The sequence below is a fragment of the Pseudomonas sp. lyk4-R2A-10 genome (genome assembly GCF_030209075.1).
Classification (GTDB): domain Bacteria; phylum Pseudomonadota; class Gammaproteobacteria; order Pseudomonadales; family Pseudomonadaceae; genus Aquipseudomonas; species Aquipseudomonas glycinae.
Window position 1 is genome coordinate 207,509 of sequence record NZ_JARVSR010000002.1, and the last position, 19,569, is coordinate 227,077.

The 19,569-nt window shown below is 59.7% G+C and carries 18 protein-coding genes and 1 pseudogene; 9 read left to right on the plus strand and 10 right to left on the minus strand.

Going from position 1 to position 19,569, the window contains the following annotated elements:
• Positions 1–10: 10 nt before the first annotated feature.
• The gene (gene pdxR, locus QRN46_RS03190) at positions 11–1,564 is read left to right on the plus strand and encodes a MocR-like pyridoxine biosynthesis transcription factor PdxR (protein WP_285354276.1); all 1,554 of its coding nucleotides are present in this window, start codon (positions 11–13) and stop codon (positions 1,562–1,564) included.
• A gap of 59 nt (positions 1,565–1,623) precedes the next feature.
• Here the strand turns inward: pdxR and QRN46_RS03195 are convergent, their stop codons facing one another.
• The 3 genes from QRN46_RS03195 to QRN46_RS03205 form a co-directional block, all read right to left on the minus strand.
• The gene (locus QRN46_RS03195) at positions 1,624–2,724 is read right to left on the minus strand and encodes a polyamine ABC transporter substrate-binding protein (protein ID WP_011336630.1); all 1,101 of its coding nucleotides are present in this window, start codon (positions 2,722–2,724) and stop codon (positions 1,624–1,626) included.
• Entirely contained in the window at positions 2,721–3,746 is a 1,026-nt protein-coding gene (locus tag QRN46_RS03200; RefSeq protein ID WP_011336629.1) for a histone deacetylase family protein, read from the minus strand. Before QRN46_RS03200 ends, QRN46_RS03195 begins: the two co-directional genes overlap by 4 nt.
• A 132-nt stretch (positions 3,747–3,878) precedes the next feature.
• Positions 3,879–4,877: an AraC family transcriptional regulator gene (locus QRN46_RS03205; RefSeq protein WP_011336628.1), complete on the minus strand. Its 999-nt coding sequence runs from the start codon at positions 4,875–4,877 to the stop codon at positions 3,879–3,881.
• 396 nt (positions 4,878–5,273) lie between these two features.
• Here QRN46_RS03205 and QRN46_RS03210 point away from each other — a divergent pair, with 396 nt between their 5' ends.
• On the plus strand, positions 5,274–5,738 hold the full coding sequence (locus tag QRN46_RS03210) for a hypothetical protein (protein WP_011336627.1): 465 nt from the start codon (positions 5,274–5,276) through the stop codon (positions 5,736–5,738).
• A 139-nt stretch (positions 5,739–5,877) separates the two neighbouring features.
• On the opposite strand, the pseudogene QRN46_RS03215 reads toward QRN46_RS03210, so the two are convergent.
• Positions 5,878–6,024 (minus strand): annotated as a pseudogene (locus tag QRN46_RS03215) (asparaginase); the annotation flags it as partial.
• A 526-nt stretch (positions 6,025–6,550) separates the two neighbouring features.
• Between QRN46_RS03215 and QRN46_RS03220 the strand changes: the two are divergent.
• Positions 6,551–7,006, plus strand: a complete 456-nt coding sequence (locus QRN46_RS03220; RefSeq protein ID WP_285354277.1) for a hypothetical protein — start codon at positions 6,551–6,553, stop codon at positions 7,004–7,006.
• 75 nt (positions 7,007–7,081) lie between these two features.
• Here the strand turns inward: QRN46_RS03220 and QRN46_RS03225 are convergent, their stop codons facing one another.
• The 3 genes from QRN46_RS03225 to aspA form a co-directional block, all read right to left on the minus strand.
• Positions 7,082–8,089: an asparaginase gene (locus QRN46_RS03225; protein WP_011336626.1), complete on the minus strand. Its 1,008-nt coding sequence runs from the start codon at positions 8,087–8,089 to the stop codon at positions 7,082–7,084.
• 99 nt (positions 8,090–8,188) lie between these two features.
• On the minus strand, positions 8,189–9,634 hold the full coding sequence (locus QRN46_RS03230; RefSeq protein ID WP_011336625.1) for an alanine/glycine:cation symporter family protein: 1,446 nt from the start codon (positions 9,632–9,634) through the stop codon (positions 8,189–8,191).
• Positions 9,635–10,075: 441 nt separating this feature from the next.
• Positions 10,076–11,500 carry an aspartate ammonia-lyase gene (aspA, locus tag QRN46_RS03235; RefSeq protein ID WP_039765095.1) on the minus strand — a complete coding sequence of 475 codons (1,425 nt, stop codon included), beginning with the start codon at positions 11,498–11,500 and terminating at the stop codon, positions 10,076–10,078.
• A gap of 180 nt (positions 11,501–11,680) precedes the next feature.
• Here aspA and QRN46_RS03240 point away from each other — a divergent pair, with 180 nt between their 5' ends.
• The gene (locus QRN46_RS03240; protein WP_011336623.1) at positions 11,681–12,592 is read left to right on the plus strand and encodes a LysR substrate-binding domain-containing protein; all 912 of its coding nucleotides are present in this window, start codon (positions 11,681–11,683) and stop codon (positions 12,590–12,592) included.
• A 56-nt stretch (positions 12,593–12,648) separates the two neighbouring features.
• Here QRN46_RS03240 and QRN46_RS03245 read toward each other — a convergent pair whose 3' ends face one another.
• Positions 12,649–13,275 carry a zinc metalloprotease gene (locus QRN46_RS03245; protein WP_285354278.1) on the minus strand — a complete coding sequence of 209 codons (627 nt, stop codon included), beginning with the start codon at positions 13,273–13,275 and terminating at the stop codon, positions 12,649–12,651.
• A 480-nt stretch (positions 13,276–13,755) separates the two neighbouring features.
• Between QRN46_RS03245 and purE the strand changes: the two genes are divergently transcribed.
• The 4 genes from purE to QRN46_RS03265 all read left to right on the plus strand — a co-directional run bounded on the left by purE (position 13,756) and on the right by QRN46_RS03265 (position 16,340).
• Positions 13,756–14,247 carry a 5-(carboxyamino)imidazole ribonucleotide mutase gene (purE, locus tag QRN46_RS03250; protein WP_007954291.1) on the plus strand — a complete coding sequence of 164 codons (492 nt, stop codon included), beginning with the start codon at positions 13,756–13,758 and terminating at the stop codon, positions 14,245–14,247.
• Positions 14,248–14,257: 10 nt separating this feature from the next.
• Positions 14,258–15,340 (plus strand): 5-(carboxyamino)imidazole ribonucleotide synthase, encoded by a 1,083-nt coding sequence (locus QRN46_RS03255; RefSeq protein ID WP_011336621.1) that lies wholly within the window; start codon positions 14,258–14,260, stop codon positions 15,338–15,340.
• A gap of 113 nt (positions 15,341–15,453) precedes the next feature.
• Positions 15,454–15,699, plus strand: a complete 246-nt coding sequence (locus QRN46_RS03260) for a GlsB/YeaQ/YmgE family stress response membrane protein (RefSeq protein ID WP_003229635.1) — start codon at positions 15,454–15,456, stop codon at positions 15,697–15,699.
• Between the two features lie 104 nt (positions 15,700–15,803).
• Positions 15,804–16,340: a DUF3299 domain-containing protein gene (locus tag QRN46_RS03265; RefSeq protein ID WP_201819780.1), complete on the plus strand. Its 537-nt coding sequence runs from the start codon at positions 15,804–15,806 to the stop codon at positions 16,338–16,340.
• Between the two features lie 48 nt (positions 16,341–16,388).
• Here QRN46_RS03265 and QRN46_RS03270 read toward each other — a convergent pair whose 3' ends face one another.
• Positions 16,389–17,288: a D-hexose-6-phosphate mutarotase gene (locus QRN46_RS03270; RefSeq protein WP_011336619.1), complete on the minus strand. Its 900-nt coding sequence runs from the start codon at positions 17,286–17,288 to the stop codon at positions 16,389–16,391.
• A gap of 57 nt (positions 17,289–17,345) precedes the next feature.
• Positions 17,346–17,750 carry an acyl-CoA thioesterase gene (locus QRN46_RS03275; RefSeq protein WP_003229628.1) on the minus strand — a complete coding sequence of 135 codons (405 nt, stop codon included), beginning with the start codon at positions 17,748–17,750 and terminating at the stop codon, positions 17,346–17,348.
• A gap of 377 nt (positions 17,751–18,127) precedes the next feature.
• Here QRN46_RS03275 and QRN46_RS03280 point away from each other — a divergent pair, with 377 nt between their 5' ends.
• Positions 18,128–19,426 carry an MFS transporter gene (locus QRN46_RS03280; RefSeq protein ID WP_011336617.1) on the plus strand — a complete coding sequence of 433 codons (1,299 nt, stop codon included), beginning with the start codon at positions 18,128–18,130 and terminating at the stop codon, positions 19,424–19,426.
• The last annotated feature ends 143 nt before the right edge of the window (positions 19,427–19,569 follow it).

Below are 19,569 nucleotides of genomic sequence, written 5' to 3' on the forward strand. Positions count from 1 at the left end.
GTCCATTGTCATGCCCGATTCGACCACGCTGTCGCTGCCGTTCAACCCTGCCGGTATCGAGCTCGACCGCCGCAAAGGCCTGAGCCGTCAGCTCTATCAGGCCTTGCGCCTGCGGGTGCTCGACGGGCGCCTGGCCAGCGGCACGCGCCTGCCGGCCAGCCGCGATCTGGCGGCAGCGTTGGGGATTTCCCGCAACAGTGTGGTGCGTGCCTACGATCAACTGTATGCCGAAGGTTTCATTGAAGGCCGGGTCGGGGATGGCACTTATGTGGCGCAGTTACCGCAATCGGTGGCGCCCGCGAAAAAATTATCCACAAAAGTATCCACAGGGTTTTCAACAGGCTTACCCACAGCCTTATCCACAATTTCGGCCAATTCCACTGGGGATTTATCCAGCAAAGTTATCCACAGTGGTGCCTTGCAGCGGCTTGAGCAGAACCATTTACCGACGCCACCGAGCGGTCCGCCGCGAGCATTCCGGGTCGGGGTTCCGGCGTTCGATCTGTTCCCGTTCGACGTCTGGGCCAAGCTCAACGCGGCGTTCTGGCGCAAACCCGATTTGCAGCAACTGTGTTACGGCGACCCGGCGGGCGATGCGCGCCTGCGCGGGCTGATCGCCGCTTATTTGCGCAGTTCGCGCGGCATGCAGTGCTCGGCTGAGCAAATTGTGATCACCAGTGGCGCGCAACAGGGAATCAGCCTTTGTGCACAGTTGCTGGTGGAGCCGGGCGCCGGCGTGGGCATCGAGAATCCCGGTTATCGCGCAGCGGGTCATGCGTTCGCGCTGGCCGGCGGTCGATTGCACGGCATTGCGGTGGATGAGGAGGGCATCGACTGCGCGGCACTGGCGGCCGCCGAAGATTGCCGGGTGGCGTATGTCACACCGTCTCATCAATACCCGACCGGTGTGGTGATGAGCCTGGCGCGACGTCTGGAACTGCTGGCCTGGGCCGAGCGCACCGGCGGCTGGATCGTCGAGGACGACTACGACGGCGAGTATCGCTACACCGGCGCACCCTTGGCCCCGCTGGCGGCGCTCGACCGCCAGGGCCGCGTGTTGTATGTCGGCACCTTCGGCAAAGTCGCGTTCCCGGCGCTGCGCCTGGGGTATCTGGTGTTGCCGCCGACACTGGTGGAGGCGTTTGCGCAGCGGCGGGCGGTGGATGTCCGGCATTCCGAAGTGAGCACTCAAGCGGTGATGGCCGAATTCATGGCGGCCGGGCACTTCCAGCGGCACATCCGGCGGATGCGTCGGGCCGCACTGAGCCGGCGCAATGTACTTCTCAATGGCTGGCCCGAGGGGCTGGCGGGTGTCGGCGAACTGCCAGCCGTGTCGGCCGGACTGCATCTCACCGTGGCGGTCGACAGCGTGGCCCGTGAACAGCAATTGATCGAACAGGCCGCCAGGGTAAAGGTGGAAGTCAATGGCTTGAGCAAATATTGGCTGCCGGACTCGACGACGCCGCTCGATCAGCGCGCCGGTCTGGTGCTGGGTTTTGCGGCGGTGCCGGAGCCGGCGATCGAGTCGGCCCTGGCCCGTTTGCGGCAAGCCTGGGGTGAGTGAAGACGCAGTGTCGGTATCCAAAGACCCGCCGGGGCGGGTCTGGGTTGGATGAGCAGGTCTCAGGTGCCGGATTTGATCTTCGTCCACGCGCGCGTGCGTGCCCGTTCCGCATCGCGCGGCAATGGCTGCAGGGTGTACAGCGTATTCATCGCCGCATCGGTCGGGTACAGATTCGGATTGTTGCGAATCGCCGGGTCGACCAGTTCGGTGGCGTCCTTGTTCGGGTTCGGATAACCGACAAAATCGCTGACCGGCGCGATCACCTGCGGTTGCAGCAGGTAGTTGATGAAGGTGTAGGCGTCCTGCGGGTTCTTCGCGCCTTTCGGGATCGCGAGCATGTCGAACCAGATCGGCGCGCCTTCTTTCGGCAGACGCATGTCCACCACCACGCCATTCTTCGCTTCCTTCGCACGGTTGGCCGCTTGCGAGAAGCTGCCCGAATAACCGACCGCGACGCAGATGTCGCCGTTGGCGATGTCGGCCATGTACTTGGACGAATGGAAGTAGGTCACGTACGGGCGAATCTTCATCAACAGCGCTTCAGCCTTGGCGTAGTCCGCCGGGTTCTTGCTGTTGGGATCCAGGCCGAGGTGTTGCAGGGCCAGCGGCAGGATCTCCGACGGCGAATCGAGCAGGGCCACACCGCACTGCTTGAGCTTGCTGATGTTCTCTTCCTTGAAGATCAGGTCCCAGCTGTCCACCGGCGCGTTGTCGCCCAGCGCGGCCTTGACCTTGGCCGGGTTGAAGCCGATCAGGATGGTGCCGTACATGTACGGCACGGCGAACTGGTTGCCCGGATCGTTGGCTTCGATCAGCTTCATCAGTTTCGGGTCGAGGTGGTTCCAGTTCGGCAACTGGCTGCGATCCAGCGGCTGGAATACCCCGGCCTCGATCTGCTTGGCGAGGAACACGTTGGACGGCACCACCACGTCGTAGCCGGAGTTGCCGGTCAGCAGCTTGGCTTCCAGTGCTTCGTTGGTGTCGAAGATGTCGTAGACCAGTTTGGTCTGGCTGTTCTGCGCCTTGAAATCTTCCAGCGCCTTGGGGGTGATGTAGTCGAACCAGTTGTAGACGCGCAGGGTGCGTTCTTCGGCGTGTGCGGCGCCGCTCAGCAGCGCCGCGCACAACGCCGGCGCGATGAATTGCTTGAGTCTGCTCATTGTTCGAAACCTTCAAGCACGTTCACCGCGTTGATGCCGATTTCTTCCACCGCGTAGCCACCTTCCATGACGAACAGGGTCGGTTTGCCGAGGGCCGCGATGCGCTTGCCCATGGCCAGGTAGTCCGGGCTGTCGAGCTTGAACTGCGAAATCGGATCGTCCTTGAAGGTGTCCACACCCAGCGACACGACGATGATGTCGGCGCCGTAGTTGTCGATCTCCTGGCAGGCCTGATCCAGTGCCGCACTCCAGATATCCCAGCCGGAACCGGCTGGCAGCGGATAGTTGAAGTTGAAGCCTTCCCCGGCGCCTTCCCCGCGTTCGTCTTCGTAGCCGAGGAAGAACGGGAATTCCGCTTCCGGGTGGCCATGGATCGAGGTGAACAGCACGTCGCTGCGCTCGTAGAAAATCGATTGGGTGCCATTGCCGTGGTGGTAGTCGACGTCGAGGATCGCGACCTTCTTGTGGCCCTGATCGAGGAATGCCTGCGCGGCGATGGCGGCGTTGTTGAGGTAGCAATAACCGCCCATCAAATCACCGGCAGCGTGGTGTCCCGGCGGACGGCACAGGGCGAAGGCCCCACGGGCGCCACGCTGGATTTCCGCTTGTGCGGTCAGTGCCACTTGCGCCGCGCTGTACGCCGCTTGCCAGGTGCCGGCGGTGATCGGCGCGCCGCCGTCGAAGCTGTAATAACCGAGCTGGCCGTGCAGGCTGGTCGGCTTGACCTGACGCAAGGTGCGCGCCGGCCAGGTGTAAGGCAGCAAGTCGCCGTCGGTGTTGAATTCGGTCCAGCGTGCCCAGGCGCCTTTGAAAAAGTCGAGGTAGTCGCGGCTGTGAATGCGCTCGATCGGCCCGAGGCCGAAATCCTTCGGTGCTTCGACCGGGCCGAGGTTTTGATTTTTTACCCGTTGCAGCACGTGGTCGGCGCGCGACGGCATCTCGAAGCAAGGCTTGAGTTGCCCGTCGATCAATTCGCAGCGGCCATGGTGCAGGTGGTGATCGTCAGAGTAGATCGTCAGCATTTGTTGTTCTCCGCAGGGGCTGATTCGGTTGGCTCCAGTGTTGCGGCGCGAGGCGAATCGGAGAACGGCCAGAGAGGCCAAAAGGGGATCGATGTGGCCAAAAATACTGACCTGATATCGCCCCTCGACGGTTTAACCGTGTGGCCGGAATTGACTCGGTGCCACACCGCTCCAGCGCACGAAGGCATGGCGGAAGCTTGCGGTCTCGCTGAAGCCGAGGGTTTCGGCGATGCGATAAATCGGCAACTGATCCTCGCAAAGCATCTGCTTGGCCCGCTCGAAACGCAGTTCGTCGAGCAATTCCTGATAGCTGCAACCCATGTCCTTCAGATGCCGGCGCAGGGTGCGCGGCGAGCAGTTCATCTGTTGCGCCAGGCCTTCCAGCCCCGGTGCGGCGTTGAGTTGGGCGCTGAGCAACTGGCGGATCCGACCCAGCCATGCCTGGCGGCCGGTGAACTCGGTGTTCTGTTTGCGGCAACGCTCGGCCATGGCCTGGTGGGTGATGATGTCGGCCAGCGGCAGCGGCTGGTCGAGCCAGCGCCGGTCGAAGGCGAAGGCGTTGTCCTTGGCGCCGAAGTGCAGCGGCGCCTTGAAGTGTTCGGCGTAGCTGTCGCGGTAATCCGGCGCGGCGTGTTCGAAGCGCGCGGCCAGCAATGGCAGCGGATGGCCGAGCAGGTCGTCGCAGATGACTTTCAGCGACACCAGACAGAACTCGGCGTTGAATACGGCCATCGCCGGGCTTTCGCGGTAATCGGCGGCGACGAACCAGACGCGCTCGCCGTCGTCTTCCAGGCTCAGTTCGAAAAGTGTTCCCAGCAGCGCCGGATAACGGATCGCCAGCCGCAAAGCGTCACCGAAGGTGGCACAGGTCAGCAGCGCGTAACCGAGGATGCCGTAGCAGGAAACATGCATGCGCCGGCCCAGCTCCAGGCCGATGTCGTGCTTGAGCGCGACCGCATTGGCGCAGACCTGCATCTCCTGATTGGTGGTAATGCGGGTGTCGGCCCGGCTTAGATCCGCCGCGCTGATGCCGCTGCCGGCGAGCAGTGCTTCGCTGGACAGGCCTTGATCCCTGAAGGTGTTGAGCACCAGGGCGACGGCGTTGAGGGTGGTGAGGTGGGAGTGAAGCATAGGATCTTCCAGCCGGGCGGTGCCGGAAAGGCGAGCAAGTTATGTGCCGGCGACAGCTGTCGAAAATCAGCAAGATAACTTTGCCCGATTCGTTAGTTGGACGATTTGTTGTTTTTTAAATGCTCATCACAAGCAAAAATAGAAATTTGGCAGTAATAAGTTAGAGCGGCGCTCAATTAATTTATATTATTTGATATTTGCTGGCTACTGTCAGAAGTTACAGGTTTTTCCCGTAAAGTGTACCGTTTGTCGGGAGCGGTTTTTGGTTTGACTTGGTGCACTTCCGCATCTATTTTCGAATGGTCGTGTCACTGGATTCGGCCTGTTGGAGTACGATCAATCTGGAGTTGGCAATGGGTTGACGGCTTTCATTCTGGCAAATTCATAGACTGAACCATGGCAGTAACAGATGTGAAATCCAGTTTTATCCCTACGGAGAATCAGGCAATGAAATCTTTTGAAGATCTGAATAAAAAAATCGATCTAATCGCGAAAAACGCGCTTGAGGGCGAGATTAAGATAAATCGTGATGGGCAAGATGTCAGGCTCTCTGCCTACAGGCTTGACCCTGAAAGTAATATTTTGATTGCTTTCGCCATTTTGGGTCCTGACAATAAACTCGAGCAAACGATCGCGTTCTTCATTGATGCAAAAGATCTTGGAAAAAAGGTTCGTATTCCAGAAGAGTACGGGTCCATTCAAGCTATCTACAAAGATGAACATAATATTGCTACGAGCGGGGTCATCCAAATAAATCGGGATCCCATCGGCGGATATTTTTACGGAATCGTGGAGGCCGAGTTCGCTCATCCAGACAGCACGATCAAACAGTTAAAAGACGGCATTTTCAGCATCAAGTGATTAACGCAAATCTTCACGTATCGAGAGCGAGAAGCCTGTGGAGTTGTCCAGGTCTATTGACCCTGCCCCCTAACATCCATTGGGGCAGGGCCATATCTATCCGGCTGCAGGTTTGTACGTCGAATCAGATTAGCTCACTTCATAGATCGAGTTCGACCAGACGTCGTACTTCGGCCGTTTCAAGGCCTGCCCCCACCAGCAAGGCATTCAACTTGCCAAACGCTGCCTCACGATTCATCCCGCCACCGGACAGCATGCCCACACCACGCAAGCGGCTGCCCGCTTCGACTGCGTGACCGCAACCACGAAGATGCACGCCCGGCGCCAGGCCGTGGCCGAGGGCGACTCGTTCCGCCGCACCGATGCTGCTGCCGGCCAGCAGCGCTTCGCTGGACAGGCCCTGATCCCTGAAGGTGATGAGCATCAGGGAGACGGCGTTGAGGGTGGTGAGGTGGGAGTGGAGCATGGGAATGTCCTGAGCGAATACAACTTTGAAGGAGCAAATTACATGCCACCTGCCGGTTTCAGTTGTTTGCGCTAATTAAAGTTAACAGAGGAGACCAGATTGATTTGTTAGTTATAGGGTCATGGCTCCCGCCTGTTTAACTTAATGCGAGATTGCTCTTTTGACGAGTGTCAGAAGTAACAAGTTCTCAAATATAAGTGCACCGTTGGTCGTTTAGTTACTGGTTTTCTTGATTTTCGTTTTTTTATTTGATTTGTATTTTCTGGGGCTACGCTCAAGTTTGCAGTCGTAATGTCTGTGAAGTTTTTCAATAGAGGAGAATGGGAAATGAGTTCGAAAGATAGTGATGTCGAGGCTCAATGGGATGATATGGAAAATATGGGAAAAATATGGAAATGGAAAGAATCCTGCAACTGAGGGGCACGTTGAAGGGGCAGTAGGTAACAAACACTTACTCTCTGATGCCGACTCCTTTGTGGTAAATAATGGTCAACACGGAAGAAGTATAATTCTTATATTTAAGAGCAAGCATTCTGATTTTAACCTTGAGATCCCAGAGTCAGCGCTGAACTTGAGTACCTATACACTTCAAATGAGTAAGCGCGAATATTTAAATACGAAGCTAAGTGTTGGTGATGTGCGTTGGTGGGCGGACACAGCAATTATTTTAAATACAACGTTTGACAGCGTCACGGGAAAGTATGAATGCGACGTTAGAGCAACAGTTTATCGTGGTGATCCGCAAAATCCTGAAACGGAAAAATTGGCGGCGCATCTCTTTATTGTTCAGTCTGTGAAATAGTTGATACCCCTCCATTGGCAGTAAGGAGGGGTATTTTTGATCGTCATTGATCAGTTGACTGCAGAACGAACCAAGTTACAAAGACAGTTCTCCACAGAGATCCAGTTCCACAAGCTGCCGAATGTTTGTTACTTCGAGTCCTGCCCCCAGCAACCCGTGTAACTTGCCGAACGCTGCCTCGCGAGTCATGCCGCCACCGGACAACACGCCAACACCGCGCAAGCGGCTGCCGGCTTCATACACATCCAGTTCCACACCGCCTTCATGGCACTGCGTGACCGCCACCACGACCACGCCGCTGTCCCGCGCCCGGCCGAGGCTGGCGAGGAATTGCGGGTTGTCGCTCGGCCCGGTGCCGCTGCCGTAGCACTCCAGCACCAGACCCTGAATGCCGCTGTCGAGCAGGCCGTCGATGATCTCGGCGCCAATGCCCGGGAACAGCGGCAACACGGCAACTTTTGCCAGTTGCTTCGGTTGGTTGTAGTTCAGCGCTGCCGGCAGGGAAGTGGCTTTCACGCCGCCACCCTGGCGCTCCAGGCGTTTGAACGGGTGACGGCCGAAGCTGCGCACTTTTGCGCAACGGGTCGGCGCCAGCAGCTCGCCGTGGAAGTACAGGTGCACGCCCGGCGCCAGGCCGTGGCCGAGGGCGACCAGTGCGCCGCTGAGGTTTTCCCAGGCGTCGCTGTCGGTGACGCCGGCCGGCAGCATCGAGCCGGTGAAGCACACGCGGGCGTGCAGGCCGAGCAACTGGAAGCTCATGGCGGCGGCGCTGTAGGCCAGGGTGTCGGTGCCGTGCAGGATCAGCACGCTGTCGCAACCTTGCACATCGACGGCGTCGACCACCGCTTCACGCAGTTGCTGCCAGTACGCCGGGGTCATGTTGGCGCTGTCGATCAGCGGCGACATCTCGCGAAAGCGCCACTGCGGCACCACCAGCTCCGGCTGGCTGTGCAGGTAATCGCGCATCCGCGCTTCGAAACCGGAGGCCGGGGCCAGGCCATTGGCGCTGGCCTGCATGCCGATGGTGCCACCGGTGTACAGCACCATGACGTGCTGGGCGGCAGGGTAGGTCGAGGAATTCATGGGGAGTTCTCCTGAACGAGGACAGCATGCGGTCGAGCATGACGCCGACCGCTGCTTGTGTCACGCCGGGCGCAGGATCTGCGCCTGGTTTTTACCCGATCAGCGTTGCGCTGCCGGGATGCCTTGCGGCTGAGCGTTGGCCTGGGTGTCGGCCGACGGGTTGGCAGGCCAGGCTTTCAGGTCCAGATCCAGGTCGCTGAACTTGCTGGAGTCGAACACCGGTTGGTCGACGCCTGCGCGGCGCTGCGCATCGTAGTCGCGCATCACGCGCATGCCGACCTTGAACAGCAAGGCCAGGGCCATCAGGTTGACGAAGGCCAGGCAGGTCATGGTGATGTCGGCGAAGGCGAACACGGTCGACAGATCCTGCATCGAACCCCAGACCACCAGCGCCAGCACCAGACCGCGGAACGTCATCAGCGCAGCGCGGTTGCGGGTGAGGAACTGCAGGCTGTTTTCGCCCAGGTAGTAGTTGTAGAGGATGCACGTGAAGACGAACAGCGACAGCGCGACGCTGACGAACATGCGGCCCCAGTCACCCACCACGGCGGCCAGCGAGTTCTGGGTCAGGACGATGCCGTCACCTTCGAAGCCCGGGGTGTAGAAGCCCGACAGCAGGATCAGCAGTGCGGTGCAGGTGCAGATCACGAACGTGTCGAGGAACACGCTGAACGCCTGAACCACGCCCTGAGCGCCCGGGTGCTTCACGGCGGCCACGGCGGCGACGTTCGGCGCACTGCCCAGGCCCGCTTCGTTGGCGAACACGCCACGTTTCACGCCCATCACGATTGCGCTGCCGAGCAGGCCGCCGAAGGCCGGGTCGAGACCGAAGGCGCTTTTGAAGATGGTGACCAGCATGGCTGGCACGTGTTCGATCTGGGTGCCGATCACATACAGGGTCACGCCGATGTAGGCCAGGGTCTTGATCGGTACCAGCAGGTCAGACACCGAAGCGATGCGCTTGATGCCGCCGATGAAGGTGATGGCCAGCAGCACTGCCAGGACGATGCCGGTGTGTTGCGGGTCGAAGGCGAAAGCGTTTTGCAGCGAGTGGGTCACGGTGTAGGACTGCAGGCCGATGAAGGCGAAGCCGTAGGTGACCAGCAGCAGGATCGAGAACACCACCGCCATGCCCTTGAGCTTCAGGCCGTGCTGGATGTAGTAGGCCGGACCGCCACGGTACAGGCCGTCGCCATCGGCGCGCTTGTAGACCTGGGCCAGCGTACATTCGAAGAAGCTGCTGGACATGCCGACCAGTGCGGTCACCCACATCCAGAACACCGCACCCGGACCACCCAGGGTCACGGCGATGCCGACACCGGCGATGTTGCCTGCACCGACGCGGCCGGCGAGGCTGAGCATCAGGGCCTGGAACGAGCTGAGTTGCCCGGCGCTGCCTTTGAGGCTGTCGCGGAACACCGCGAACATGTGGAAGAAGTGGCGCAATTGAACGAAACGCGAGCGAATCGTGAAGTAGCTACCGAGCCCGACAATGAGCACGATCAGTACTTTCCCTGAGAGGAAGTCGTTGATGACTTCGAGCATGGATTTTTCCTCGCTGTTTATTGTTTAAGCAAATGCTGGATGGTCAGAAACATCGCGTTACACCGGTGTGCGTGCGGCACAACGGGCGAGGCGAGGGTTCGTCCCGGATCCATATCGCGGGTTTGTTATTAGTTCGGGTTTCGCATGGGTTATGGCCTCGTTACCGACGACCGCTCACGCGAAGAGGGGCGGCACTATACCGATCAGTGCGGCGCCCGTCTGCACGGTTGTGGTGCAAGCGACGAAACGAAGCTTTGAAACACCCGACGTTACCGGCGTCGGGTTTGTGTGAAAGCTGATTGGCGGTCAGTTTTCATACATACGGTTCTCAGGTTCAAACAGTTAAAAAAAAGGGCTCGGGGAACGATCCCCAAGCCCTCAAAAGGTGAGAGGTGTCTAGTCCCTCGACCTGGTGAGCGGTGCTACAAGTAACGCGTCGGATCAGGCCTTCAGAGGCACCAGACGCGGAGCAATCATGTTTTCCGGGCGCAGGATGTCGGCGAGCATGGCTTCGTCGAGCAGACCTTCTTCGCGCACCAGTTCCAGTACGCCGCGGCCGCTTTCAAGGGCGATACGGGCGATGCGGGTGGCGTTTTTGTAGCCGATGTACGGGTTCAGTGCGGTGACCAGGCCGATCGAGTGTTCGACCAGTTCGCGGCAGCGCGCTTCGTTGGCGGTGATGCCGACGATGCAGTGCTCGCGCAGCATGTCCATGGCGCGTTGCAGCAGGCGGATCGAGTCGAGGATCTTGAAGGCGATCAGCGGCTCCATCACGTTCAGCTGCAGCTGGCCGCCTTCGGCTGCCATGGTCAGCGCCAGATCGTTACCGATGACCTGGAATGCCACTTGGTTCACGGCTTCCGGGATTACCGGGTTGACCTTGCCTGGCATGATCGAGCTGCCTGGCTGACGCGCCGGCAGGTTGATTTCGTTGATGCCGGTGCGCGGGCCGCTGGACAGCAGGCGCAGGTCGTTGCAGATCTTCGACAGCTTGACCGCGGTGCGCTTGAGCATGCCGGAGAACAGCACGAAGGCGCCCATGTCGGAAGTGGCTTCGATCAGGTCAGCGGCTGGAACCAGCGGTTGACCGCTGATCAGCGCCAGACGCTGTACGGCCAGGGCCTGGTAGCGCGGGTCGGCGTTGATGCCGGTACCGATCGCGGTGCCGCCCAGGTTCACTTCAGTCAGCAGTTCCGGGGCCAGCGTCTTCAGACGGGCCAGGTCTTCGCCCATGGTGGTGGCGAAAGCACGGAACTCTTGACCCAGGGTCATCGGCACGGCGTCTTGCAGCTGGGTACGGCCCATCTTCAGGACGTGGTTGAATTCTTCACCCTTGGCCGCGAATGCCTGAATCAGGCTGTCGAGGCTGGCCAGCAGCGCGTCGTGACCCAGCAGCAGACCCAGGCGGATCGCGGTCGGGTAGGCGTCGTTGGTCGACTGCGCCATGTTCACGTCGTCGTTCGGGTGCAGGTACTGGTATTCGCCTTTCTGGTGACCCATCGCTTCCAGCGCGATGTTGGCGATCACTTCGTTGGCGTTCATGTTGGTGGAGGTACCGGCGCCACCTTGAATCATGTCGACCACGAACTCTTCGTGGAAATCACCGCGGATCAGACGGGCACAGGCTTCGCTGATGGCAGCGTGCTTGGCTTCGCTCAGGTGACCCAGCTCGCGGTTGGCGTCAGCGGCAGCCTGTTTGACCATCGCCAGACCGACAACCAGCTTCGGGTAGTGCGAAATCGGAACGCCCGAGAGACGGAAGTTGTTCACCGCTCGCAGGGTCTGGATGCCGTAATACGCTTGAGCAGGGACTTCGAGGGTGCCAAGCAGGTCGTTTTCTGTGCGGAATGATGCAGCGGAGGACATGATAGAAATCATCTCGATATGGACCCGGTCTGTGCCGGAACGCTGCGAATGCTAGGCTTGTGGGAATTTTTGGGCCAATGCTGTTAAACACTGCCCTATGCACATTCGGCATAATGCCCGTGTGACGCCGCGTGCGCGGCAGACGTGTGACCTGTTTTGGTGCGTGTCCGGGAGGATGTGATGAATCTGGAAAGCAAATGGCTCGAGGACTTCAGTGCTCTGGCCGCCACCCGCAGCTTCTCGCAGGCGGCCGAACGGCGCTTCGTGACCCAGCCGGCGTTCAGTCGGCGGATCCGCAGCCTGGAAGCGGCTCTCGGACTGACGCTGGTCAACCGCTCGCGTACGCCGATCGAGCTGACGGCGGCGGGACAACTGTTCCTGGTGACCGCGCGCACCGTGGTCGAACAGCTCGGTGAAGTGTTGCGCCATTTGCATCACCTCGAAGGTGGGCAAGGCGAAGTGATCCAGGTCGCAGCGGCGCATTCGTTGGCGCTCGGATTCTTCCCGCGCTGGATCGCTCAACTGCGCAACGAAGGCCTGAACATTGCCACGCGGCTGGTAGCGACCAACGTCGGTGACGCGGTGCACGCGCTGCGTGAAGGTGGTTGCGATCTGATGCTGGCGTTCTACGACCCGGACGCCGCCATGCAGATGGACCCGGAAATCTTCCCGTCGCTGCACCTGGGCCAGACCGAAATGCTTCCTGTGTGTGCGGCAGATGCCAATGGCAAACCGTTGTTCGATCTGGAAGGCGAGGGCAGTGTGCCGTTGCTGGCGTACAGCGCCGGGGCGTTTCTCGGGCGTTCGGTGAATGGCTTGCTGCGCCAGCGTCAGCTGCGCTTCACCACGATTTATGAAACGGCCATGGCCGACAGCCTGAAAAGCATGGCGCTGGAAGGTCTCGGCATTGCCTGGGTGCCGCAACTCAGCGTGCGGGCTGAACTGGCCCGCGGTGAACTGGTGGTTTGCGGCGGCTCGCAATGGCATGTGCCGCTGGAGATTCGCCTGTACCGCTGCGCGCTGGTGCGCAAGGCCAACGTGCGGTTGTTGTGGCGCAAGCTTGAAGGTGGTGCGGCGGGCTCCTCATCTTGATGGAGCACTGATAGCGCGTAACGGAAAGCCGGGAATGAAGCAGGCGTGTATCTGCTTCAGTCCTCTTCATCATCATATTCGGGGCGCGGGACTGCTCGTGTCGGACCTGATGTTTTCTTTGCGTCCAGATAGGCTCGGATGTTCTCTCGGTTTTTATCACTGAAGCGATCGGCATCGTGGCGAAGTTCAGAAAAATCATCAGTCGGTTTCATGACTGTTTCACTCCACCAACCGTTGTATAAGACTTCGCTGTCTTGGTGTACTGCATTGAACATATGGCCAACTTCGTGAGCAGCAGTGCGACGTTTTTCTATTGAGGCTATACCCGCGTAGCCTGGCAAATCGGCAATTCCTAGTACTTGGCTATTGATAGCGCTGCGCGTCAGTAGCAAGAATTTGTTGAAGCGCGGGTTCAGATCTTTCCTCGGACGGTTGCGTCGGTAGTTGTCGACGGCGATTTTCCAGGCGCTCAGCGAAGTGCTGGCATCACTGTTTTTATACGGATGATTGGTCAGACCTGGCGCCTCTTCCGGGCTGATCAGGCGAATCAACATCTTGCGGCCGGAAATACTCTCCATTTCCTCGGAGAGCCACGAGAAACAATTTTCGTAAAGGTCGTCTTTACTGTAATCAGCCAAGTCCTGGTGGATGAAGACAAGTAGTGCCAGTGGTTCCTTGAACATGGTTATCCTTTTTATGATTTTGGTGCTTCGTCAGTTGGAATGACGTAGCCGGTTTGTATTGGGTTTTGTGGTAAAGATGTGCTGTTGAATGTTTTTTGGATGCCCGGTTATTCAATTGAGTAGTGAGCGTCGGGAGTGGGTTGAATATAAACTATTAATCGTTGATTACTTTCTGGAGTGTTTTTGTTTTTATTGCGTGAAGTTAAGGGAAGTGTCGAAGTGCAGTCGCCATGCAATCAAGCGGGTGTTTTTTAAGTTGGGAAAATCCAAGGTGTATTCTTGATTTTTGAGTCAGTAAAGTCAGGTATTCAAGGCAGATGACAGATGGTCGCAACGGGGGCTGTTTATTGCTTTCTTTGCGGTATACTGCGCGGCCTTCGGCCGGTTCGTCCGGCCATTTTTCCTACAACAAGCCACGCATCCTGCGTGGCTTGTTGTTTTTGACGCGCCTGCGGGCGCCCAGAGAGAAGAGGCGCGACGATGAGTGCACTGGTTGGCGTGATCATGGGCTCCAAGTCCGATTGGTCCACCCTTAGCCACACCGCCGATATGCTGGAAAAGCTCGGCATCCCTTACGAGGTCAAGGTGGTTTCCGCCCACCGCACCCCGGATCTGCTGTTCCAGTACGCCGAAGAGGCTGAAGGCCGCGGCATCGAGGTGATCATCGCCGGTGCCGGTGGCGCAGCCCACCTGCCAGGCATGTGTGCGGCCAAGACCCACCTGCCGGTGCTGGGCGTGCCGGTGCAGTCAGCCATGCTTTCGGGCGTCGACTCGCTGCTTTCGATCGTGCAGATGCCGGCCGGTATTCCGGTTGCCACTCTGGCCATCGGCAAGGCCGGTGCGATCAACGCAGCCCTGCTGTCGGCGAGCATCCTGGGCGCCAAGCATCCGCAATTCCACGCGGTACTGAAAACCTTCCGTGCCGAGCAGACAGACAGCGTCCTGGACAATCCAGACCCACGTATTGCCTGAGGTTGTTGAGATGAAAATCGGTGTAATCGGTGGCGGCCAGTTGGGTCGCATGTTGGCCCTGGCGGGCACCCCGCTGGGCATGAACTTCGCTTTCCTCGACCCTGCGCCGGACGCTTGCGCCGCTGCGCTGGGCGAACACCTGCGGGCCGATTACGGCGATCAGGATCACCTGCGTCAATTGGCCGATGAAGTCGATCTGGTGACCTTCGAGTTCGAAAGCGTCCCGGCGGAAACCGTGGCGTTCCTTTCGCAATTCGTGCCGGTCTACCCGAGCGCTGAAGCCCTGCGCATCGCCCGCGACCGCTGGTTCGAAAAGAGCATGTTCAAGGACCTGGGGATTCCGACCCCAGCGTTCGCCGACATCCAGTCGCAAGCCGACCTGGACGCCGCCGTTGCGTCGATCGGCCTGCCGGCCGTCCTGAAAACCCGCACCCTGGGTTACGACGGCAAGGGCCAGAAAGTCCTGCGCAAGCCGGAAGATGTGGTCGGTACCTTCGCCGAACTGGGCAGCGTGCCTTGCCTGCTGGAAGGCTTCGTGCCATTCACTGGCGAAGTGTCGCTGATCGCCGTGCGCGCCCGCGATGGCGAGACGAAGTTCTATCCACTGGTGCACAACACCCACGACAGCGGCATCCTCAAGCTGTCGGTCGCCAGCTCCGATCACCCGCTCCAGGCCCTGGCCGAAGATTATTCCAGCCGCGTGCTCAAACAGCTGGATTATGTCGGTGTGATGGCGTTCGAGTTCTTTGAAGTCGACGGCGGCCTCAAGGCCAACGAAATCGCACCGCGCGTGCACAACTCCGGGCACTGGACCACCGAAGGCGCCGAGTGCAGCCAGTTCGAAAACCACCTGCGGGCCGTTGCCGGTCTGCCGCTGGGTTCGACCGCCAAGGTCGGCGAGAGCGCGATGCTCAACTTCATCGGCGTTGTTCCGCCGGTTGAAAAAGTCATCGCCATCGACGATTGCCACCTGCATCACTACGGCAAGGCCTTCAAGGCCGGGCGCAAGGTCGGTCACGCCAACCTGCGCTGCAAGGACAAGGCGACCCTCGAGCAACAGATTCTCAAGGTCGAAGCGCTGATCGCCGAGTAACGACAGTTTCATCTGGCAGCGGCGGAACCATTAAGGGGCCGCCGTTCTCTGATGGCAGGATGCGAAAGTCTGGCTAGGCTTCATCGCATATCTACCATTCAGAGGGAAATGCCATGGGAATTATCGGAACCATCTTTATCGGCCTCATTGTCGGCCTGCTGGCGCGGTTCCTGAAACCGGGCGATGACAGCATGGGCTGGATCATGACTATCCTGCTCGGTATCGGCGGTTCGCTGGCAGCCACCTACGGCGGCCAGGCCCTGGGCATCTATCAGGCCGGTCAGGGCGCAGGCTTCATCGGCGCACTGGTCGGCGCGATCGTGCTGCTGGTGATCTACGGCCTGATCAAAAAGAACTGATCCAAAGCGACAAAACCCTCTCTGCCAATCCGGCGGGGAGGGCTAAAATGCTCGGCGATTCAGCGTTTCCTCCTTACTTCGAGCATCCTTTACCGAGCACCTTCATGCGCCGTTTTCTGTTGACTCTCCTTTTGCTGGGCAGCGGTCTGGCCCACGCCGGCGATCTGCCGGAAACCGACTGGCTGGAACTGATGCCCAAGTCGGATCAGAAAGCCCTCGAGGCCATGCCTGAAATCGATCACAACTCCCCGGAAGCCACCGGCACCTTCACCCAGAAGGGCGGGATGAAGCAGGCCAAGGGTTTGCCGGCGGTGATGTATTCGACCAAGACCGTGGCGTCGATGAACGACAAACACATCCGCATCGGTGGGTATCCGGTGCCGCTGGAATCCGACGCCAAGGGTCGCAGCACGCTGTTCTTCCTGGTGCCGTACCCGGGCGCCTGCATCCATGTGCCGCCACCGCCACCGAATCAACTGGTGCTGGTGCGTTATCCAAAAGGCTTGAAGCTGGATGACATCTATACGCCGCTATGGGTGACCGGCACGCTGAAGATCGAAAAGGTCAGCAATGATCTCGCCGACGCGGCCTATGCGCTGGAGGCAGACAAGGTGCGGGTGGTGCAGGAATCGGATCTGTAATTCAGACCCGCAAAAAAAATCGCAGCCCCAGGGCTGCGATTTTTGTTTTCAGAGTGGCTGGCTGCCGACGCTGACACCCATGGTGTGGCTGGCATCCGGCGCCAGGTTCATCACATCACTCATCACGTTCGCCGTCTCGATGCAGAGCATGCGCTGCCAGCCATCGTTGTCCATGTCGCTGAGCGCAGCGGCGCGGTCGATCCACGGGTTCCAGATCACCGCCGTGCGGGAGCCGGTGGTGGTCAGCACGATGCGCCGTTCCCAGGCCGGGTCGACGATGCTCAGTTGCGCAGGGGCGTCGAGGTAGATGCGGTCGGTTTCCCCGGCAAAACGCAGATCACCCTGCTGGGTGAAGGTTTTCCAGTCGTCCAGGGTCTCGATGTAATCCAGGCCATCCACGCCTTCGACGCGCACGTTGCGCACATCGCTGACCGCGAAATAGCTGTGCAGCGCCTGACTGATGCTGACGGTGTCGGTGCCACGGTTGTGGCTGGTCAGACTGATGTGCAACTGATCGTCGAGGCGCAGGGTCAGGGTCAGGTCGACCTGATGCGGCCACTCCGGAAAACCGCCCTCGGGGTAGGGCAGCTTGAATTCCACTTTCAGGCTTTCGCCTTCGGTTTCGATGCCGCCCAGTTCCCAATCCATCGCCCGGACAAATCCGTGGGCACCGGCCGGTTCTTCGCTCGTGCGCATCGCCTGCACGTTCTGCGGGTTGCGTTCGAACTTGCCGAACCACGGCCAGCACACCGGCACACCGGCGCGGATGCTCTTGCCGGTCTTGAACACGGCCTTGTCGTTCAGCCAGATCAGTGGCGGCTGGCCGTCCACCTGATAACTGAGGATGTGCGCGCCTTGCTGGGCCACCAGCACTTCGGCCTGACCGTGGCGGATGCGCCAGCAGTTCAGTTCATCCAGTTTCACGGCTTCAACGTTGGGCGTGTTCATGGGACAACTCTCGATCAGCAACTTGGACGACTATCGACCGTGAAACGGCCGCGAGGTTTAACGTGCGCGTGGCGGAACCGAGCGGGTGCGACCGCTGCCATCGATGGCAACGAACACGAACACCGCTTCGGTCACTTTACGCCACTCGCTGGACAGCGGGTCGTCGCTCCACACCTCGACCATCATCTGGATCGAGCTGCGACCGATTTCCAGGGTCTGGGTATAAAAGGACAATTGCGCGCCGACAGCCACCGGCACCAGAAACGCCATGCGGTCGATGGCCACGGTCGCGACACGGCCACCGGCAACACGGCTGGCCATGGCCGTGCCGGCCAGGTCCATCTGCGCCACCAGCCAGCCGCCGAAAATATCGCCGAAGCCGTTGGTTTCGCGGGGAAGCGCGGTGATTTGCAAGGCCAGGTCGCCTTGCGGGATCGGATCTTCTTGTTCGAGCTCTATCATGCCGGGGGGCCTCTGACCCGTGACTCTTCGTTGGGTATTGCTGGTGGTAGCCGTCTTCGGGAAAAACGATTCAGCACCGAACATACTACGTTCGTCACGTTTTCCATCAGGCGCCTAAGGAGAAACTCTGCGAAACCGGCTAATCCCGAGCAAGGGTCGGGCCAACGGCGTTTTCGCACAGCAACCCCTTACAAACCGGAGCAAGGTGGCGAGTATATCGATCGGTAGACTCCGCGACGACCGTCCGGTTCTGATTTCGACCGGCAAATACGCACCTCTATGTGCTTTTTCGAACAATTTGCTATGGTGCCGAACCTGCCCGAGCCACAGCCAGCGTTGTTGTGGCGGCAGATCCGACTATAAGAGAAGACCTTGCCATGACCACAGCGCCCTCGAGCCTCGCGCAGCCCGACCAACCCGCACGACCGTTGACCCGCAATGACTACAAGACTCTGTCGCTATCGGCCCTGGGGGGCGCGCTGGAGTTCTATGATTTCATCATCTTCGTGTTCTTTGCCACCGTGGTCGGCAAATTGTTCTTCCCGGCCGACATGCCCGAGTGGCTGCGCCTGATGCAGACTTTCGGCATCTTCGCCGCCGGTTACCTCGCGCGGCCGCTGGGCGGGATCGTGATGGCGCACTTCGGCGACCTGCTGGGGCGCAAGAAAATGTTCACCCTGAGCATTTTCATGATGGCCGTGCCGACCCTGATCATGGGCCTGCTGCCGACCTACGCGCAGATCGGCCTGTGGGCGCCGATTCTGTTGCTGTTGATGCGCGTCATTCAGGGCGCGGCGATTGGCGGTGAGGTTCCGGGGGCGTGGGTCTTCGTTTCCGAACACGTGCCCGGCAAGCACATCGGCTACGCCTGCGGCACTCTGACCAGCGGCCTGACGGCGGGTATCCTGCTCGGCTCGCTGGTCGCCACTGCGATCAACAGCATCTATACCCCAACGGAAGTCTCGGATTACGCCTGGCGGATCCCGTTCCTGTTGGGTGGCGTGTTCGGTCTGTTCTCGGTCTACCTGCGTCGCTGGCTGCACGAAACCCCGGTGTTCGCCGAACTGCAACAGCGCAAGGCGCTGGCCGAAGAAGTGCCGCTGCGCGCCGTGCTGCGTGACCACCGCGGGGCGATCGCGGTGTCGATGCTGCTGACCTGGCTGCTATCCGCCGGCATCGTCGTGGTGATCCTGATGACCCCGACCGTGCTGCAGACGGTCTATCACTTCTCGCCGACTACCGCGCTGCAATCCAACAGCCTGGCGATCGTGTTTCTGAGCTTCGGCTGCATCATTTCCGGTGCGCTGGCGGATCGCTTTGGCGCCGGTCGCGTGTTCGTATTCGGTTGCCTGGGCTTGCTGGCCAGTTCCTGGACGTTCTATCACAGTCTCGCCGATCACCCGGACTGGCTGTTCCCGCTGTACGCGCTGACCGGTTTCCTGGTCGGCACCATCGGCGCGGTGCCATATGTGATGGTGAAGGCGTTTCCGCCGGTGGTGCGCTTCAGTGGTCTGTCCTTCTCTTATAACGTCGCTTACGCGATCTTCGGCGGCCTGACCCCGATGGTCGTCAGCCTGCTGCTGAAAGAAAGCGCGATGGGGCCTGCCTACTATGTGGCGGTGCTGTGCGGGATGGGGATCCTGGTCGGCGCGTGGTTGTGGAGCAAAGGTCGCTAAGCCATCTTCACACTTGCCGTTACAACTGAAAGGCCAGCCTTCCGACAGGGATGCTGGCCTTTCATCCAATTGTCATATTTCAGCCATAGAGTGTTCACACGGCCTGCTGATACTTGGCCCCGACTTAACACACCCTATCTGCT

Excerpts from the sequence above, each read along its gene's own strand:
- pdxR (WP_285354276.1), top strand. The coding sequence starts at position 11 with ATGCCCGATTCGACCACGCTGTCGCTGCCGTTCAACCCTGCCGGTATC.
- QRN46_RS03195 (WP_011336630.1), bottom strand. The coding sequence starts at position 2,724 with ATGAGCAGACTCAAGCAATTCATCGCGCCGGCGTTGTGCGCGGCGCTG.
- QRN46_RS03200 (WP_011336629.1), bottom strand. The coding sequence starts at position 3,746 with ATGCTGACGATCTACTCTGACGATCACCACCTGCACCATGGCCGCTGC.
- QRN46_RS03205 (WP_011336628.1), bottom strand. The coding sequence starts at position 4,877 with ATGCTTCACTCCCACCTCACCACCCTCAACGCCGTCGCCCTGGTGCTC.
- QRN46_RS03210 (WP_011336627.1), top strand. The coding sequence starts at position 5,274 with ATGGCAGTAACAGATGTGAAATCCAGTTTTATCCCTACGGAGAATCAG.
- QRN46_RS03220 (WP_285354277.1), top strand. The coding sequence starts at position 6,551 with ATGTCGAGGCTCAATGGGATGATATGGAAAATATGGGAAAAATATGGA.
- QRN46_RS03225 (WP_011336626.1), bottom strand. The coding sequence starts at position 8,089 with ATGAATTCCTCGACCTACCCTGCCGCCCAGCACGTCATGGTGCTGTAC.
- QRN46_RS03230 (WP_011336625.1), bottom strand. The coding sequence starts at position 9,634 with ATGCTCGAAGTCATCAACGACTTCCTCTCAGGGAAAGTACTGATCGTG.
- aspA (WP_039765095.1), bottom strand. The coding sequence starts at position 11,500 with ATGTCCTCCGCTGCATCATTCCGCACAGAAAACGACCTGCTTGGCACC.
- QRN46_RS03240 (WP_011336623.1), top strand. The coding sequence starts at position 11,681 with ATGAATCTGGAAAGCAAATGGCTCGAGGACTTCAGTGCTCTGGCCGCC.
- QRN46_RS03245 (WP_285354278.1), bottom strand. The coding sequence starts at position 13,275 with ATGTTCAAGGAACCACTGGCACTACTTGTCTTCATCCACCAGGACTTG.
- purE (WP_007954291.1), top strand. The coding sequence starts at position 13,756 with ATGAGTGCACTGGTTGGCGTGATCATGGGCTCCAAGTCCGATTGGTCC.
- QRN46_RS03255 (WP_011336621.1), top strand. The coding sequence starts at position 14,258 with ATGAAAATCGGTGTAATCGGTGGCGGCCAGTTGGGTCGCATGTTGGCC.
- QRN46_RS03260 (WP_003229635.1), top strand. The coding sequence starts at position 15,454 with ATGGGAATTATCGGAACCATCTTTATCGGCCTCATTGTCGGCCTGCTG.
- QRN46_RS03265 (WP_201819780.1), top strand. The coding sequence starts at position 15,804 with ATGCGCCGTTTTCTGTTGACTCTCCTTTTGCTGGGCAGCGGTCTGGCC.
- QRN46_RS03270 (WP_011336619.1), bottom strand. The coding sequence starts at position 17,288 with ATGAACACGCCCAACGTTGAAGCCGTGAAACTGGATGAACTGAACTGC.
- QRN46_RS03275 (WP_003229628.1), bottom strand. The coding sequence starts at position 17,750 with ATGATAGAGCTCGAACAAGAAGATCCGATCCCGCAAGGCGACCTGGCC.
- QRN46_RS03280 (WP_011336617.1), top strand. The coding sequence starts at position 18,128 with ATGACCACAGCGCCCTCGAGCCTCGCGCAGCCCGACCAACCCGCACGA.